Below are 16,871 nucleotides of genomic sequence, written 5' to 3'. Positions count from 1 at the left end.
GTCGTTGCCGCTGCGCGGCGCGCTGACGAGGATGCATGGGGGCTGGCTCCACGGGTGGGCAGTTGGGTTTGGCCACTCTCAGCCTACCACCACCGCCAGCCTTTCTCATGCGTTTCAGCAGGTTGGGCTTATCTTAGTGCCATTCCCCCCTGGGGTTGCTTGCCCGCGCCAGCGAGGCTGAAGGCCCTTTTATCCTTTCCCGCACCCACCCTCATGGAGGCCCCATGCGCCGTCTGATCTCCTTGCTCGTCCCAGCGCCGGGTGTGCCGCGCTTCATCCGGTGGGGCGCGATCAGCGCAATCACTGCCTTGCTATTTGGTTCCACGGGCTTATTGGCTCAACCAACTCAACTTGGCGGCATCGCGGGGACCGTAAGCAATAGCTCTGGCGCGCCGATTCAGGATATCCGGGTGGAGGCATCCAAATGGACCTGTAATGGATGGGAGATGGTTGAGAATGCGCGGAGCGAGTCGGATGGTTCATATCGGATTCAAAATTTATCTGACAATGTTTACCACGTCTCATTTATCGATGATCAAGGCTCTTTCAATCCTGAGTTTTACGACGGTGCTCTTGGTATCGACGCGGCGACCGACATTACCATCTTGAGCGAAGGTTCGGTTTCTGGCATCAACGCGCAGCTCGGCCCGAATACAGACACGCCTCCCACTGGGAAAATCACCGGCACCATTAAGAATAGCTCCGGAACGCCATCGGCGTACGCCAACATCTCCGTTTATACCTTCTTTTCATCAGAATGGTCATACGTGAGTGGTACCGGTACAGACGAAAATGGTCGGTTCGAGTTGAATTCCCTTCCTAATGGAGCCTATCGATTAAGAATCGAAAGTCCATACGAGCAAGGCATACCTCAAGCGGTTGAATATTACATTGGAAAGCAGCAGGTCGATGAGGGATCGGATATCGACGTTGCTGACAATACGTTTTCGCTGGGGGAGTATAGTCTACAGCCGCCAGGTTCCTTGTCGGGCACCCTGGTTGATCAGGATGGACGGCCTATCGCGAACACAAATGTTCGTTATGCCCTTCTGGTTGAATATAGAAACTATGATGGATTTTTGACGACGGATGCCAGTGGTGCCTATTCGCTCTCCCTGCCGCGGGGAGAATACAAGATTAGTTTCAAGTCGGATGTTTATCAAAGAAGTTACTATGGTGGCGCTGATTCTAATTCAGCGGTCCCCATCCAGGTCGCGGCCGGGGAAGTTAAGACTGGGTTAAATGTGACGCTAGCGCCAGGGACAAGCATATCCGGCCAAGTGACCGATTTGGCATCGCAACCTCTGCGGGACATCAATGTAGAGATTTTTCTATGGAATGAGAATGGAGGTTACTGGGATTGGCAGGAGAGCGATCAGACCGACACCGATGGGAGATATTCCGTTGATGGGCTGGCGGATGGTCGATATAAATTACAAGCCAGGGACTGGTCCGGAAGCTACGCTCCAATCTACTACGGGCAGGCCGTCGACGAGGCCAGTGCCGACGAAATTCTACTGGCCCATCCGAATGATCAAGCGGATATCGACGTGCGGTTGGATATGGCATCAAAGATTGCCGGACGAGCGATCGGCTTTGGGGGATATCCGCTTAAGCACCTGAATGTAACAGCCTATCGCTGGAGTGGAAACTACTGGCAGTGGCTTGGAGATGCCCGTACCGATGATGATGGCGTCTACGATATTTCTGGTCTTTCCTCTGGCGTTTACGTATTGCAGCTTGGTTGCAACTATGCGAATAATTACAGCCGTTACTACGATGATGAGGAAAATAGTGACGATGCCCTGGAGATTGTCGTAGCCGCACAGTCAACCGCCACGCAGAACATGCAATTGCCGCTCGGTTGGCCGCCCGCGCCCCAGGCCGCCACTGATATCCGGGTTGATTCGGCCAATGAAACATCAATTACAGTTTCCTGGACCGATAATAGTAGCGATGAAACGGGTTTCAAGATTTATCAGGATGGACAGGAACTGACTCCTAGCCCGAAAGTCAGCGCCAATGGAACGACCTATACCTTCTCGGGGCTGACGTGCGCAACGGAATATAGACTCGGCGTGCGCGCAACCAATGCGCTCGGCGATTCGAGCATCGCGACGCTTCAGGCAAGCACGCAGGATTGCTCGGATCCGGATGCGCCGCCAGCCGCCCCGACCGGTCTGACGCTCACGCCAGTGTCGCGTACATCGATCCGTCTCGACTGGACGGATACCAGCAGCAACGAGACCAGTTTCAAGATTAGCCGCAACGGGGTCGAGCTGAACGTGGCTGTTTCCCCTAATGCATCGAGCTTTCTCGATAGCGGATTGACCTGCGACACCGCCTATACATATAGCGTTATGGCGACCAATGGGGTTGGTGATTCAGCGCCCGTCAGCGAGAGCACAACAACGCCAGCATGTGACGATCAACTAAGCTATATCCTGACGTTGAATCAGACGGGTGATGGCGAGGGTGAGATTGTTGGGAATGCCGCCGGCCCCTATGAGACAGGTACGCCGATCATGCTGAAGGCCGAGCCCGCGTCCGGTTCGGAGTTTGTCGGCTGGGATGATCCGCTGTGTGAGTCGTCCTTCAGGCTTACCCGCGATACAACCTGTTCGGCTGAATTTCGCGCGCAACCGGCAACGATCGATTTTGCCAGCAGTGATGTCTGCGCCTTCAATCCGCGCTTCCCGAATTGTGGCCCGAGGCTTGGAGACGTTCTGCCTGGTAAATACTGTGAAGACGAAAAGTATTGCCTGTCCGTCACCATCGACATCGACTCTCCACGCCGGACGTCGGTAGTGTCCTATATCGGATACCGCATGTTGTTCAAATTTGCAGGGACAGGTCTGGCGGCCGGAACAACCTTGGTCGTCGATGACTGCGATGAGATGCGCGAGGAAAAGGGTGGTTCGGACTCTCAGCGCAACTTCTCCTGTGTGCAATGGGGCGAGCCTGGCGAGAAACTGGGTGTCCTGAGCGATGCCGACGGTCAGGAGATCTTCGACTTTGACGTCATAGCCCTGAATCCGCCTCCGGATAGTCGTTCGACCGCGCTTTCCTGCACCGGAAATACCTTGGGTTTGCCGCTCGATGCCACATCCTGCTATTTCGATGGACAACCATTAAAGGAAGTGCGTCTCAAACAAGGTGATCGGTTAGTCGCTAAGGCGGATCTGCGTGATGTCGAGGGAGGCTTTTGCGCGAGCACCCTGTTCTGGCGGACTCCAGACAATATCCCGATCGACGATTGGTCCTTCCTCTTTTCAGCCACGGATTCGACTTCGGTCAGTCTGGAAGTCGAGCGCGCCAATGGAGTTGTCATAGCGGCGGGAACCCATACCGCCAGCCGCACCCAATTCAGTGTCGAGATCGATTCGCTCGACCGTTTTCCGCTCGATGGACCAAGAGGCTCGGCGACACTCATCGCCGTTCCATTGGATGGAGAAGAGCCCTATGAGTATCAATGGAGGAAAGCGCCGACCTCGCCGGGGCAGGGGATCAATTACAGTGCGCTGAGCAACAACGATGAGGCAAGGCTCTTTCTGAATAGCCGTTACGGAAGTCTCCAGCCCATCGATCTTCGGGTCACGGATGCAAACGGAAAGATTGCACAGGTACAGTGTCTGGCGACCGTGACCCATCCGCCCGTGGACGGCGACCCCGCCATGAACAGCAGTGGCAGCGAGTTACTCCGTGGCGTCGATGTCATTAGCGGTAACTACCATCTGTCATCGACCGATCTCTCGGTCTCCGGCACCGGACCGGATTTCGTGATCACCCGTGCCTACAATGCCAGTGCGGAATCAAGAGAAGGGCTGGGCAACTGGTACTTCAATCTGGACATGAGTCTCTCGAATGTGGCGGGTTCCACGTCAAGGGAATACGCGCTCTACCGCGAAGATGGCCGACGCCAATCCTGGTACCGTGATTTCGACAATAAATTCTATCCGAGCAATCCGGGCAACTTCGATGACCTGATCGAGAGTCCGGACGGCCGCTTTACCCTTTATACGCAGGGTAATCTGCTCTATCAGTTCGCCGAACCGGCATCGGAAGACGCCGGCCGTTTGGAGCAAATCGCCGATCGTGACGGCAATGCCCTGGTGTTCAGTCACGACAGTGACAATCGAATCACAGGGGCCACCGATGCCAGCGGCCGTGCCTACAGTATCAGCCGTGACGGAGCGACCGGAAAAATCACGGAAGTGAGCGACTTTACGGGGAGAAGCGTTGGGTATACCTGGAACGCTTCGGGCATGCTCACGGCGGTGCGAAATCCGCTCCGTAACTCTACCACCTACGGCTATAGCGATACGCGCCTGACCTCCATCACGGATCCGCTTGGCCAGCGGCAAGCGACGATCGACTATTGTTCGAGCGGATTCGATTGTTGTTTTACCAACAATGCGCGCTGTCTCGCCGATGCAAATGCGTGGCGGGTCAAGTCCGTCACCGATGGTCTCGGTGAGACCTGGAGCTACCTTTACACCAACGAGCCGGACTCGCTTAAGCGTCTTGGAACCGCCGTGATCCGACCGACGACGAATGGGGTCAAAAACACGGTTGCGTTCGTCATCGACGCGGCACGCACGCGACTCATTGAGCGGGTCGATGCAGAAAATATCGGTGACTTCCGCAGCAAGAAATCCTACCGCATGACGACCAATCGCAAGCGCATCGCCGAGATGGCGCTGATCCCGCGTCGGGAGCAGCCGAGCGGCGCGGGAACCGATGTCGATTTCACCAAGGACGGTGAAGGCAATCCGAGCCAGATCACCGACGCCCTGAACCGCTCGACGGGGGCCGCCTGGGGTGACATCGCCGGCCAGACCAACCTGACGCCGCTCACCAGCGTCACCCGTCCGGGGGTTGCGACGCCCACCCGTTACAGTGGCTTCACCGACAGCGGCAAGGCCAGAACGGTACAGGATCCAAAGGGTCAGATTACTCGCCGTGCCTATGACGCAACCGGCCGGCTCACCCAGTCCACCGACGCACGCGGGCAGAAAACCGACATTGCCTACGACACGGCAGGTCGCCCGACCCATGTCACCGATGCCCTGGGCAACGTCAGTATCACGACCTATGACGATCTCGGCCGTGTGGTCAGCGAGCGAAATGCCGGCGGTCATCTGACCAGTTACACCTATGATGCCAATGGCAACCGGCTCACCACCACCGATCCAGCCGGAGGGGAGACCACCAACATCTACGACGCCAACGACAACCTGGCGAGCACCACCGATCCGCTTGGTAACACCACGACCTATGTCTATGACATCCTCAATCGCAAGATCGAGGAGCGCTACAGCGTCGGTGGGCAAGTGCGGGTCCGCCGTTTCGAGTACGACGCCATGGGTCGTTTGCATCGCGTCATCAATGAAAAGAACCAGGCCAGCGAGACCCGCTTCGACGCGCGCGGCAAGACCTTGCAGGAGATCAATCCGCTCTCGCAGACCGTCACCTACACCTACGACAAGAACGGCAATGTGCTGACCGTCACCGACGCGGAAGGCCGGAGCATAACCAACGAGTACGACAAACTCGACCGCAAGACCAGGACCACCGACGCGCTCGGCAACTATGAGCAATTCAGTTACAACGCCCAAGGGTTGCTCGCCAGCAAGCGCGATGCGCGCGGTCAGGTGACCCAGTACGAGTATGACGTCCTCGGCCAGATGACCAAGGTCACCGAGCCCGATGGCGGGGTGACCAGGGCGACCTACGACGCCAACGGCAACCTGGCGACCACGACAGATCGCAAGGGTCAGACCACGACCTACACCTATGACGCACTCAACCGCCTCACCCGGCAAACTGACGCCATGGGGCGGCAGTGGAACTCCACCTACGATGACAACGGCAACCTGCTGACCCGTACCACGCCCTCCGGCGACCTGACCAGCTACGTCTATGACAACCTCGACCGGGTGACCAGCGTCACCTACCCCGATGGCGTCACGGTGGCCTACGCCTACGACCGCAACAGCAACCGTCGCACCATGACGGATGCCAACGGCACCACACATTACAGCTACGACGAGCAGAACCGACTGACCGCCGTCACCGATGCCTTCGGGAACGACGTGGCCTATGGCTATGACGCGGCCGGATTGCTCAACCGCCTGACCTATCCCGGCGGTCAAGCGGTGGCCTATGAGCACGACGCCGCTGGGCGTCTGGCGAGTCTCACCGATTGGTTGGGGCAGACCACCGGTTACACCCGCGACAAAACCGGCGCGGTTACGGCCATCCTCTACGGCAATGGTGCGCGGGTTCAACAGGGCTACGATGCCGCCGGACGGCTGATCTCGCTAAACAACCGCGACGCCGCCAACGCGGTTATCTCAAGTCACGGGCTGACGCTCGACGGCATGGGCAACCCGACGAGCGCCAGTCTCGACCTGCCGCTTCTGCCCAGCAACCTGGGCAAGGCTGCTGACATGCTCTATGACGCCAGTAACCGGATGACCAACGTTGGCGGCGGGGCCATCACCCATGACGCCGACGGTCGTCTCACCGCCGATGTCAGTGGTAGCGCGGCGATTCAATATGCCTATAACGCGCGGGATCTCATTACCCGCGTGACCCAGGGCGGCACGCTCACCGACAGCTATGTCTATGACGGAGATGGACGGCGCGTGGCGCGGATCAGCGGCGGCCAGACCACCCGCTATGTACTCGACCCGACTGGCGGGGATCTCTATTCGGTGCTGGCTGAGACCGATGGCAGCAACCAGGTGTTGCGCTACTACCTTTATGGCGAGGGGCTGGTGTCGCAGATCGCGGGGTCGGATCATCGTTATTACCACTTCGATCAGGGCGGCAATACGCTGGCCTTGACGGATGGCCGTGGCGTTGTCACGGATCGTTATGCCTATGAACCCTTTGGGAATACCACGGTGCAGGGCAGTTCGTACAATCCGTTCCGCTTTGTCGGTAAGCATGGCGTGATGGATGATGAGAATGGGCTGCTGCACATGCGCGCGCGCTATTACCGGCCGGATTTAAGAAGGTTTTTGAGTTTGGATGTGTTGAATGGGCAGGTGACTGATCCTATGACGTTGAATCGATATCAGTATGTCAGTGGGAATCCGATGGTCGGGGTGGATCCGAGTGGAGAGGCAGCCGATTTCTCCGACATTTCGAAGATCAATGGGAGCATCGAGATTTTGACAAAAAATGTCATTAATATTAACAAATTATTAAATAATGCTAAAAATGAGGAGAGTCGCTCCAGGCTAATAAAAACGAGAAAAATTGCATTATTGAGATTAGTTAGGCTTAATAAGTACAAGAAAGATATGCAGATTAACGAGGGGTCCATTGATTATCAGAGTGTCGGTAGTGTAGAAACCGGAGCTGGGACAACAAATAAAGAAGCTGCCCCGCTCCTAAAACTTGAAAACCCCACTCCCCCGAAAGGTTGGGATACGATTTTAAGTGGAGTTGGAAATGGAAATGAGGGGTCAGACTTGAGTTCTAACGCCATAGACTCAAAAAGTATGAGTGGTAGCGTCACAGGCTCAACAAGTTATGATCCCCAATGGGGGAAAGGAACAGATATGAAGGCAGTTAGAATTGTTTATGATGTTGATTGCAGTGATCCATCTGATGCGAGCAGTGCATTTTGCCCGTAGCGAGGTAGGATGGGTAGAACGGCCACGCTACGATGTTGATAGTTGGTGATGATGCCGATTGGCCGTGAATCCCATCGTTCACTGCGTCGATGGTGGAATGATGGGTTTCGCTGCGCTCTACCCATCCTACCCATCGGAAAATCGGTGGTTTTGGTTGGGGTTTTAGCGAGGTTGGCGGGTTTAGCGCGCATGTGGCGCTTTCTTAAAACATGAATCCAAGGAGGGCGTGCTTTCTGCCGCGATGGAAGTCGCGGGCGGTCTGGCGCGCAATGTCTATGAACAGGTTGCTACCTTATCTCGCGGTGTCGCTGCCGGCCCTCCTTTGCGCGGTCCCGGTGGCCAAGGCGGCATCGGCCACTGTTACCTATGCCTACGATGCCATTGGCCGTCTGACCTCGGTGAGCTACAGCACGGGTCAGTCGATTCAATATGCCTTCGATCAGGCGGGCAATATCGCCAGGGTGTCTCATTCCGGCACCACCCCCCCCTCGCCAGACCCGGACCCGGACCCGGATCCAACTCCGAATCCGAATCCTGATATTCCACCCGTATCCGACTGGCCCAATCTGCCTGACGATGACGACGACAGCATTCCTGACGGGGTCGAAACGCTCGTGCCCGATCCGAGCGGCACGGGCCAGGGCGATGGCAACGGTGACCGCATCCCGGACGTCCAGCAAGACGATGTAAGTTCGCTGCCCTGGGTCGAAAGCCCGGACGACCAGATGCGTTTCGTCACCCTGGCCAACGACAGCGGATTGGGACAGGAGAACGTCCGCACCCAGCCGGCGCCGAGCGACGCACCGGCCGGGCTTGACTTGCCCTTCGGTCTGCTTGGCTTCGAGGTCGGCGGCGTCAGACCTGGCGCTACCCTGGGCTTCTCGGTCTTCGTGGACGATGACATTCCGGTCAACGGTTATTTCAAGCGTAACGCCTTGGGCGTGTGGGTCGATATCGCCACGACGATCACGCGCGTTGGCCGCAAGACACGGATCGATTTCGAGATTGAAGACGGTGGTGAGTTCGATGCCGATGGTCAGGTCAACGGAAGGATCGTCGATCCCGGTGCGCCCGGCTTTTTCGCCACGCCGTCCGCCGTTTATCTGTCGGCGGACAGCGGTATCAATATTTTCAACGCCGTGCGCCTCCATGGCGAGATGGGCGAGGAAACGGTGCGCTTGCGGGGCGGTTACTACCCCACGGTGGATCGGGACATCGAGCGGGTCGAACTTTCCGGGCGTTTGGACAGCTATTCGTTCGCGCGGGTCGGAACGACCGTCGAGATTCGCGAGGCTGGTCGGCTCGTTGTGACCATCAGGGTCCAGGGCGATGCGGACGGAACGGTTCTCGCCTTCAGCGAAGGCGCTACCGGCCTGAGGGAACAGGGTTCGGCCGTCCTCCTGGGTAACCAGACCCTGGCCGAAACCGCAAGAACCTTCACGGCCGCGAGTCTGGGCCGTTCCCTTGATACGACGGATGGCACAGGTAGTGGCGTCTTTACCGCCAACGAGCTGCCAAACGCGGTCTATCTGAGTCCGGATGGCCTGATCACGGTTGCCGACCTCAGCGACGTCTACGGAAGCACGGGGGGTGAGACGGTCCAGATCATCGGCGCGCCGTCCCTAGAGATCGATCAGAATGTCGAGCGCGTCGAGATGGACGGTCCGTTGAGCGACTATCGCTTTCAGCAGCATGGCAACACGGTAGAGATTTGGATGGGGAATGCTGGGGTCGCCTTGGTCGCCGTTCAGGGTGATGCCGATGGTACCCGCTTTGCCTTCAGCGATGGTGCGGTATGGGTGAAACTCAGTGGTACGACGATGCAGTTTGGCAATCAGATCATGAACGCGGTCGCTCCTGGCGGTTTCACGGCCACCCAACTGGGTAGTCGCTTCGATGCCGCCGATGTCGCGCGTTTCCCGCTTACGGCTTTCTAGCGTGAAATTCGGCTGGGTGAGCGGTTTGGCCGCGCACCCAGCCGAATAAGATTTGGGGGCTAATCTCGCGTCAGGTTTCCTCTCGGACCGATCCAGGTGGCTCCAGCATCGCTGGCGAGTTCATCGATAATCCATTCTTCGATTTTGGTTAGGACTTCCTTGCTATGGCTATGGAGACGAATCGCTCATCCAGTGACACCGCCAGAACGGTCTTGGTCACGGAGACCAACCGCGTTCCCTACGACGCCAGCACCGCTGACGTCTCGTTTCAGATCGCTCCGGGAAACTATAGCTACGATATCAATGGCTTCTCGGCGCGCGATATTCTTCGTTTTCCTAGCGGAAATCTCGCCACGATTCAAAATACGGATTTCTCCGACAACGCACTGGATGTGCAATGGGCCTACGATGGCTCCGTGGTGGTCATCCATCTGTCCGGTTTGTCCGCCGGACTGGATCGGCAACTCAATTCGGTGGCGGACTTTAACCGGGTGTTTGGCTCCGGCACGATCGTCTACGGTGCGATCGACCCCGACCGGCCTCCCGAGGGATGCCCCTACGATCCCTTCCTTCCGGACAGTGACGACGATGGCATGATCGATTCGGTTGAGGCCGTTCTGGGCTTCGACCCGTTAGTGAAAGACAACGATGTGTTCGGTAATGACGAATTGTTCGTGCGTCAGCTCTACCGGGATCTTCTGAACCGCGAAGGCGATGAATCGGGCGTTGCCTATTGGTCGAGCAGTCTCCAGACAGGGTCGCTCAATCGGATTCAACTACTCGAGACCGTTATGGCGACGACCGAGTACCAGGATGGAATGGCATCCATCGTTAGGATCTATGAGGCTGTGCTGGACCGCTATCCCGATCATTGCGGCTTGAATTACTGGATGGAGCGACTATCCGAAGGCGCCAGCCAGCGCGATATTGTGAATGCCTTTGGCGCATCCATTGAGTTCCAGCAGCTCTATGGATCCCTGGAAAATGAGGCCTATGTTGGTGCGCTTTATCGCAATATCCTGGACCGGGATCCAGGGCCGGAGGAGGTCGCTTATTGGAGCGACGCCTTGACGAACGGGATGAGTCGAACCGATGTTGTGTTCGGGTTCGTGACTTCGCCCGAGTACCGCTTGATCTCGACCGAAGTGGTCGGTTTGGACATGCTCTATCTGGGCTTGCTGGATCGGGCACCGGACGCGGCGGGTTATGCCTACTGGCTTGCCCAGATCGGCGAGGATGGGAATGCGCTCGACCATGCCTCGGTCTTCTTCGGCAGCGAGGAATATCATGATCGCTTTCTGCCCTCGGCGTCGGATACATACGTTGGGTTTATCGGACAACAGTTGGACGTGGATCCGACGCTGATTTGAGGAAGCCTGCTCCTGTATACGGATCCAAAGCCCGCCGGGTCTATGCCCTTGGTGCCGTGAGAAGTTGAGGTTGCGGAAGCGAATGGCGGATGCCCTATCCGCTTGCCGGGCGGCAACCAGGTGCCATACTGGAAATTGAAGGCTGAGACGTCCAAAGAGGAGGGCAAGCCATGTTTCTCAAACACCGCGCGAGCGAAAAACTGGTCGAGGTTCTGAGCCAGGCGGATCTGTTCAACCCCATGCATGCGAGCATCATCGGTCGCTACCATGCCGGCGAGGAGATCCAGGAGCCGGAGCGCTTCGAGAAGACCGATCTGGTCTTCACGTCGGATGAGTCCATGCCGCGTTGCTGGACCGACGTCCATTATCGTGACGAGGCCGTTCATCACTCCTATCGCAAGGCCTCCTGAATCCTCGGGCCACTGGATGGCCCTGAATCTTCAAGGCATGAAAAATCCTCCGCGATCGCTCGTGGAGGCTTTTTGGTGTCCGGCCGGAACGGTCGGTCCTGGTTCCCGGCTCAGACCCCGCCGATCGGAAGCGGTGGCTGTTTGCGCGCCGCTCCTCCGTGGGGCGCGTCGTTTCCGTCTCCCGCCTTCGGGGTCGATCCGCCGCGATCGTCCTCGGGCTCGCGCATCGGGCGGCCTTCCATGATGTCGTCGATCTGATCCCGCCCGATGGTCTCGAAGGTGAGCAGCGCCTCGGCCATGGTATGCAGCTTGTTCATGTTCTCGTCGAGCAGTTGCTTGGAGCGCTGATAGTTGCGGTCGATGATGGCGCGCACCTCCTTGTCGATAGCCTGCGCGGTCTCGGGCGAGACCTGACGCTGCTGGGTCACCGAGCGGCCGAGGAAGACCTCGCCCTCGTCCTCGGCGTAGGCCAGCGGCCCCATGACATCGGACAGGCCGAAGCGGGTCACCATGCTGCGGGCGATATCGGTCGCGCGCTCGATGTCGTTGGAGGCGCCGGTGGTGACCTGCTCGGGTCCGAAGATCATCTCCTCGGCCAGCCGTCCGCCGAAGAGACTGGAGATCTGGCTCTCCAGTTGACGCTTGCTCATGCTGTAGCGGTCGCGTTCCGGGAGGAACATGGTGACGCCCAGCGCGCGCCCACGCGGGATGATGCTGATCTTATGGACCGGGTCGTGCTCGGGAACCAGACGGCCGACGATGGCGTGTCCGGCCTCGTGATAGGCGGTGAGCTTCTTCTCGGACTCGGACATCACGATGCTGCGCCGTTCCGCGCCCATCATGATCTTGTCCTTGGCCTTCTCGAACATGGCCATCGATACCTCGGTGTGGCCGGCGCGGGCGGCGAAGAGGGCGGCCTCGTTGACCAGGTTGGCGAGGTCGGCGCCCGAGAATCCGGGCGTGCCGCGCGCGATGGTGCGGGCCACCACGTCATCGGCGATGGGCACCTTGCGCATGTGGACCTCGAGGATGGCCGCGCGGCCGGCCAGATCCGGCAGCCCGACGACGACCTGGCGGTCGAAACGGCCGGGGCGCAGCAGGGCCGGATCCAGGACGTCGGCGCGGTTGGTCGCCGCGATCACGATGATGCCCTCGTTGCCGGCGAAGCCGTCCATCTCGACCAAGAGCTGATTGAGCGTCTGCTCGCGCTCGTCGTGGCCGCCGCCGATGCCCGCGCCGCGCTTGCGGCCGACCGCGTCGATCTCGTCGATGAAGATGATGCAGGGCGCGCTCTTCTTGGCCTGTTCGAACAGATCGCGCACCCGCGAGGCGCCGACGCCGACGAACATCTCCACGAAGTCCGAACCCGAGATGCTGAAGAAGGGCACCTTGGCCTCGCCGGCGATCGCGCGGGCGATCAGTGTCTTACCCGTGCCGGGGGGGCCGACCATGAGCACGCCGCGCGGGATGCGTCCGCCCAGGCTGGAGAATTTCTGCGGGTTGCGCAGGAAATCGACCAGTTCGCCGACCTCCTCCTTGGCCTCGTCGACACCGGCGACGTCGCGCAGGGTCACGCGGACCTCGCCCTCGGCGTGCTGCCGTGCCCGGCTTTTGCCGAAGTTGAAGATGCCGCCGGCGCCACCGCCGGAACCGCGCCGCATGAACCAGATCCAGATGCCCGCGAGCAGCAGGAAGGGCAGCCAAGCGGCGACCAGTTGCATGAAGAGGCTGGGCGTCTCCGGGGGCTTGGCGCGGATGACGACGTTGTTCTTCAGCAGATCGCCCACCAGACCGGGATCGCCCGGGTCATAGGTTTCAAAGCGCGAGTCGTCGCTGCGAACACCTTTGATGGTCTCGTCCTGAATGGTGACTTCCCTAACCGAGCCGTCGGAGAGTTCCTGAAGGAACTGGCTGTAGCTCAGATTGCGAGCCTCGATCTGGTCGGATGATGTCAGACTGTTCAACATCATCACGAGCCAGAAGGTGACGGCGATCCAGAGTAGGATGTTCAGGTTCTTGGCATTCATTCTCGGGGCTGTCCTCGTTGACCGGGTACGCCATGCGTGGTGTGTCGTCGTACCACGACGCTTAAGTGGCTAGATCGGGTCGGGGGCTGTAAATCCAACGGGGCGGTTCGTTACGACTTGGTGTCGTCGGGAGCTTATCAGGTTTGCGCTTGGATTGGACTTCACGAATCGCGTTCGCGTTCCTGATGGCCTGGGTCGCGGCCGCGCTGCTGGCGTCCTGGTCGGGCTTGTCACCCGACGAGGTCGATTTGACGCGCCTCCTGGCGCCACCCGGTCCAGGGGGTCTTCTGGGGCGCGACGATCTCGGGCGCCCGGTGCTCGACCGCGTGCTGGCGGGCGCTCGCGTCTCCTTTGTCGTGGGTGTCGGCGTGGTCGCGATCAGCGCCCTGATCGGCACCCTGATCGGTGCGGTCTCGGGGTTCGCCGGCGGCTGGCTCGATCTCGTCCTGGTCCGCGTGATCGATCTCTTCATGGCCTTTCCCGGCATCCTGCTCGCGATCGCCCTGGCCGGGATCATGGGGCCAGGTGTCGATAACATCATCCTCGCGCTGGTCGCGGTCGGATGGGTGGGATACGCGCGACTCGCGCGGGCGCAGATCCTCTCGCTCGTCCGGCGCGACCATGTGACCGCCGCCCGCGCGCTCGGCCGTGGCGGCTGGACGATCCTGATCCGGCATCTCATCCCCCTGGCCCAGGCGCCGCTGCTGATCGAGGCGACCTTCGGTGTCGCCGGCGCGGTGGTCGCGGAGGCCGGTCTCTCCTTTCTCGGCCTCGGGGTGCAACCCCCCGAGGCCTCCTGGGGCAACATGGTACGCGATGGCGTCACCTATCTCCTGGTCGCGCCGCATCTGGTCCTGGCGCCGGGGTTGGCGATCCTGATGGTCGTGCTCTCGGTCAATCGGCTCGGCGACGCCTTGCGCGATCGCCTCGACAGGCGCGCTCGCCGGCCTTGAGCCGGCGTTTCATCAGGGCGGTCCGATGGGCCGAGGGCTCGCCTCTCGGCGTTCGGCTGTGCTACAACAGGGTCCGGATAAGATAACCCAGCCCGACGGTTCCGATGGAACAGTCAGGCCCCACGCTCGCATCGCCCACTCGATCCAGGATTAGCATGTCACTCGGACCCGTGATGCTCGATCTCGCCGGCACCGCGCTCGACGCCGAGGACCGCGATCTGCTGCGTCATCCCGCCGTCGGCGGGGTCATCCTCTTCTCACGCAACTACGTTTCGCCGGAGCAACTGACCGAACTCACGGCGGCGATTCACGCGCTGCGCGAGCCGCGTCTGCTGATCGGCGTCGATCAGGAGGGGGGGCGCGTGCAACGTTTCCGCCAGGGCTTCACCCGCCTGCCTCCGGCCGGGCGCTTCGGGCGGCTCTACCAGTCCAAACCCGCGCGCGCGCGCCAGGCGTGCGAGTCCGTGGCCTGGCTGATGGCGGCCGAACTGCGCGCCGTGGGCGTGGATTTCAGCTTCGCCCCCGTCCTGGACCTGGATCGTGGCATCAGTCAGGTGATCGGCGATCGCGGCTTCGGTGCCGACACGCGGACCATTTGCGACCTGGCCTCGAGTTGGGCCGAGGGTTCGAGGCGCGCCGGGATGTCGGTCGTCGGTAAACATTTCCCCGGTCATGGCGGCGTGTCGGCGGACTCCCACGCCGAATTGCCGACCGACGGGCGGCCTTATGTCGATCTGGAACTGGAAGACCTGATTCCCTTCCGCCATCTCATCGATCACGGCCTGGAGGCCGTGATGCCGGCGCATGTGGTCTACCCGCGCGTCGATCATCGCCCGGCCGGGTTTTCTCCCGTTTGGCTCAAGGATGTCCTGCGCGGTCGGCTGGGTTTCCAGGGTGTCATTTTCAGCGATGACCTCAACATGGGCGCGGCCGATGCCGGCGGCGATCATCCCGAACGCGCGCGCGCCGCCTCCGAGGCGGGGTGCGACATGCTGTTGATCTGCAATAACCGTCCGGCCGCGATCCGGATCCTCGAGGCCTTCGCGGACCATCGCGATCCTGCGGCCACGCTGAGGCTGCTGCGCATGCACGGTCGCAGACGGACCGAGCGCCCGAGACTGCATGAACTTCCCGACTGGTCGCGCGCCCTGCGTTATGTCGCGGAGCTCGAGGCGCATGACACGCTTGAGCTGGCGCTCGGCGATCCCACCGATCCGGAGAAAGCCGGATGAAACTCGATTCACGGACCTACGCGGCCGTCGCAAGCCGCGCCGAATGCCTGGCCACGACCGAGGACATCGAGGCGGCGCTCGACCGCATGGCGGAGGCGCTGACCGAGCGTCTGGCCGACAAGGATCCGCTCGTGCTGTGCCTGATGACGGGCGCGGTCATCGTCGCCGGTCTCTTGCTGCCGCGACTGAATTTTCCGCTTCGGCTGGACTACATCCATGCCAGTCGTTACCAGGGCGCCACCCGTGGCGGGGAGATCGCCTGGCGTCATCGTCCCTCGGAGGCGATCCGGGGCGAGCATGTGCTGGTGCTCGATGACGTCCTCGACGAGGGCATCACCCTGGACCAGGTGATGCGGGCCTGTCGCGAGGATGGGGCCGCCAGCCTGACCTCGGCCGTACTGGTCGAGAAGCGGCGCGCGCACGCCTGCGGCGTGGATGTCATCGGCATCCAGGTTCCGGATCGTTACCTCTATGGTTACGGACTCGACTACAAGAATTATTTCCGCAACGCGCCCGGTCTCTACGCCGTCGCCGACGTGGATGCCTGACTCCGAACCCTGTTCCTGTATTTGCCAAAATACCAATATAATTAAAGGCTTTTTGACTATCCAGGGCTTTTGTTATACATCGTCCAAAGTTCGCCGAACTTGTGCCGGAACGGGCTTCCCCTAAAGCGAGGGGCGCTTTCGGCTCGTCACTATCGAGACACGACCGGGCCTGACGAGTGCCTGACTCGTGCGCGCTTTTAGGAGGATGGTGCATGCCGACCCTGGAAACCTACCGTAATTCCCATGCCGAACTACGGCAGATGATCGACGATTTGAGGTCGATCCTGAGACCCGATCTCCTGAGGATCCGACCCAACGCCAAGACCGCCTACGAACTGCTGTGCGGCCTTGGTACCAAGGTCCGCGAGCATCTCGCAGAAGAGGATCGCGGCATCTATCCGAATTTGCTGATCCACGAGGATCCGAGGGTGAAATCGATCGCCTGGGGATTCATCAGCGGCCAAAAGCCGCTGCGCCGGGTCTTCGATGACTACCACAAGCGCTGGCTCAAGAACTGCGACTTCAATTTTACCGATGAATTTCTCGCCGAGACCCATGAGGTCTTCGACATGGTCGCGCAGCGGATCGATCGTGAGGAGCAGGTTCTGTTTCCAAAGCTTTTGGAGATAGGTCTCTTCAAGGAAGATCCCGCGTCCTCACGCCACTGAGTCAAGCTTTTCCCCGCTGATGTCTGACCGGCGCCCGAGGCGCCGGTTTGGTTTCCGAGCCGCTCTCCGGTAAACTT

9 protein-coding genes are annotated in these 16,871 nt (G+C 59.9%); 8 read left to right on the top strand and 1 reads right to left on the bottom strand.

What is annotated here, in order from left to right:
- Nucleotides 1-224: 224 nt before the first annotated feature.
- The 4 genes from CKO27_RS13195 (at nt 225) to CKO27_RS13180 (ending at nt 11,366) form a co-directional block, all read left to right on the top strand.
- Entirely contained in the window at nt 225-7,649 is a 7,425-nt protein-coding gene (locus tag CKO27_RS13195) for a carboxypeptidase regulatory-like domain-containing protein (protein ID WP_200375365.1), read from the top strand.
- 275 nt (nt 7,650-7,924) lie between these two features.
- Entirely contained in the window at nt 7,925-9,586 is a 1,662-nt protein-coding gene (locus tag CKO27_RS13190) for an RHS repeat domain-containing protein (RefSeq protein WP_200375364.1), read from the top strand.
- A gap of 164 nt (nt 9,587-9,750) precedes the next feature.
- Nucleotides 9,751-10,956, top strand: a complete 1,206-nt coding sequence (locus CKO27_RS13185; RefSeq protein ID WP_200375363.1) for a DUF4214 domain-containing protein — start codon at nt 9,751-9,753, stop codon at nt 10,954-10,956.
- A gap of 170 nt (nt 10,957-11,126) precedes the next feature.
- Nucleotides 11,127-11,366 carry an acetyltransferase gene (locus CKO27_RS13180; RefSeq protein ID WP_200375362.1) on the top strand — a complete coding sequence of 80 codons (240 nt, stop codon included), beginning with the start codon at nt 11,127-11,129 and terminating at the stop codon, nt 11,364-11,366.
- A 110-nt stretch (nt 11,367-11,476) separates the two neighbouring features.
- On the opposite strand, the gene ftsH is transcribed toward CKO27_RS13180, so the two are convergent.
- Nucleotides 11,477-13,393, bottom strand: a complete 1,917-nt coding sequence (ftsH, locus tag CKO27_RS13175; protein ID WP_200375361.1) for an ATP-dependent zinc metalloprotease FtsH — start codon at nt 13,391-13,393, stop codon at nt 11,477-11,479.
- Nucleotides 13,394-13,578: 185 nt separating this feature from the next.
- Here ftsH and CKO27_RS13170 point away from each other — a divergent pair, with 185 nt between their 5' ends.
- From CKO27_RS13170 to CKO27_RS13155, 4 genes are all read left to right on the top strand, one after another.
- Nucleotides 13,579-14,346, top strand: coding sequence for an ABC transporter permease (locus CKO27_RS13170; protein ID WP_200375360.1), 768 nt, complete (start codon nt 13,579-13,581; stop codon nt 14,344-14,346).
- A 155-nt stretch (nt 14,347-14,501) separates the two neighbouring features.
- Nucleotides 14,502-15,578, top strand: coding sequence for a beta-N-acetylhexosaminidase (gene nagZ / locus CKO27_RS13165; protein WP_200375359.1), 1,077 nt, complete (start codon nt 14,502-14,504; stop codon nt 15,576-15,578).
- Nucleotides 15,575-16,126 (top strand): hypoxanthine-guanine phosphoribosyltransferase, encoded by a 552-nt coding sequence (locus tag CKO27_RS13160; protein WP_200375358.1) that lies wholly within the window; start codon nt 15,575-15,577, stop codon nt 16,124-16,126. The genes nagZ and CKO27_RS13160 overlap by 4 nt, the downstream gene beginning before the upstream one ends.
- 212 nt (nt 16,127-16,338) lie before the next feature.
- Nucleotides 16,339-16,794 carry a hemerythrin domain-containing protein gene (locus CKO27_RS13155; protein ID WP_200375357.1) on the top strand — a complete coding sequence of 152 codons (456 nt, stop codon included), beginning with the start codon at nt 16,339-16,341 and terminating at the stop codon, nt 16,792-16,794.
- Nucleotides 16,795-16,871: the final 77 nt, after the last annotated feature.

Source organism: Thiocystis violacea (genome assembly GCF_016583575.1).
Taxonomy (GTDB): Bacteria; Pseudomonadota; Gammaproteobacteria; order Chromatiales; family Chromatiaceae; genus Thiocystis; species Thiocystis violacea.
Note: the sequence above shows the minus strand (reverse complement) of the source record. Positions and strands in the feature narration are given on the sequence as shown.

Coding starts and splice junctions, on each gene's coding strand:
- CKO27_RS13195 (WP_200375365.1), top strand. CDS start 225: ATGCGCCGTCTGATCTCCTTGCTCGTCCCAGCGCCGGGTGTGCCGCGC.
- CKO27_RS13190 (WP_200375364.1), top strand. CDS start 7,925: ATGAACAGGTTGCTACCTTATCTCGCGGTGTCGCTGCCGGCCCTCCTT.
- CKO27_RS13185 (WP_200375363.1), top strand. CDS start 9,751: ATGGCTATGGAGACGAATCGCTCATCCAGTGACACCGCCAGAACGGTC.
- CKO27_RS13180 (WP_200375362.1), top strand. CDS start 11,127: ATGTTTCTCAAACACCGCGCGAGCGAAAAACTGGTCGAGGTTCTGAGC.
- ftsH (WP_200375361.1), bottom strand. CDS start 13,393: ATGAATGCCAAGAACCTGAACATCCTACTCTGGATCGCCGTCACCTTC.
- CKO27_RS13170 (WP_200375360.1), top strand. CDS start 13,579: ATGGCCTGGGTCGCGGCCGCGCTGCTGGCGTCCTGGTCGGGCTTGTCA.
- nagZ (WP_200375359.1), top strand. CDS start 14,502: ATGTCACTCGGACCCGTGATGCTCGATCTCGCCGGCACCGCGCTCGAC.
- CKO27_RS13160 (WP_200375358.1), top strand. CDS start 15,575: ATGAAACTCGATTCACGGACCTACGCGGCCGTCGCAAGCCGCGCCGAA.
- CKO27_RS13155 (WP_200375357.1), top strand. CDS start 16,339: ATGCCGACCCTGGAAACCTACCGTAATTCCCATGCCGAACTACGGCAG.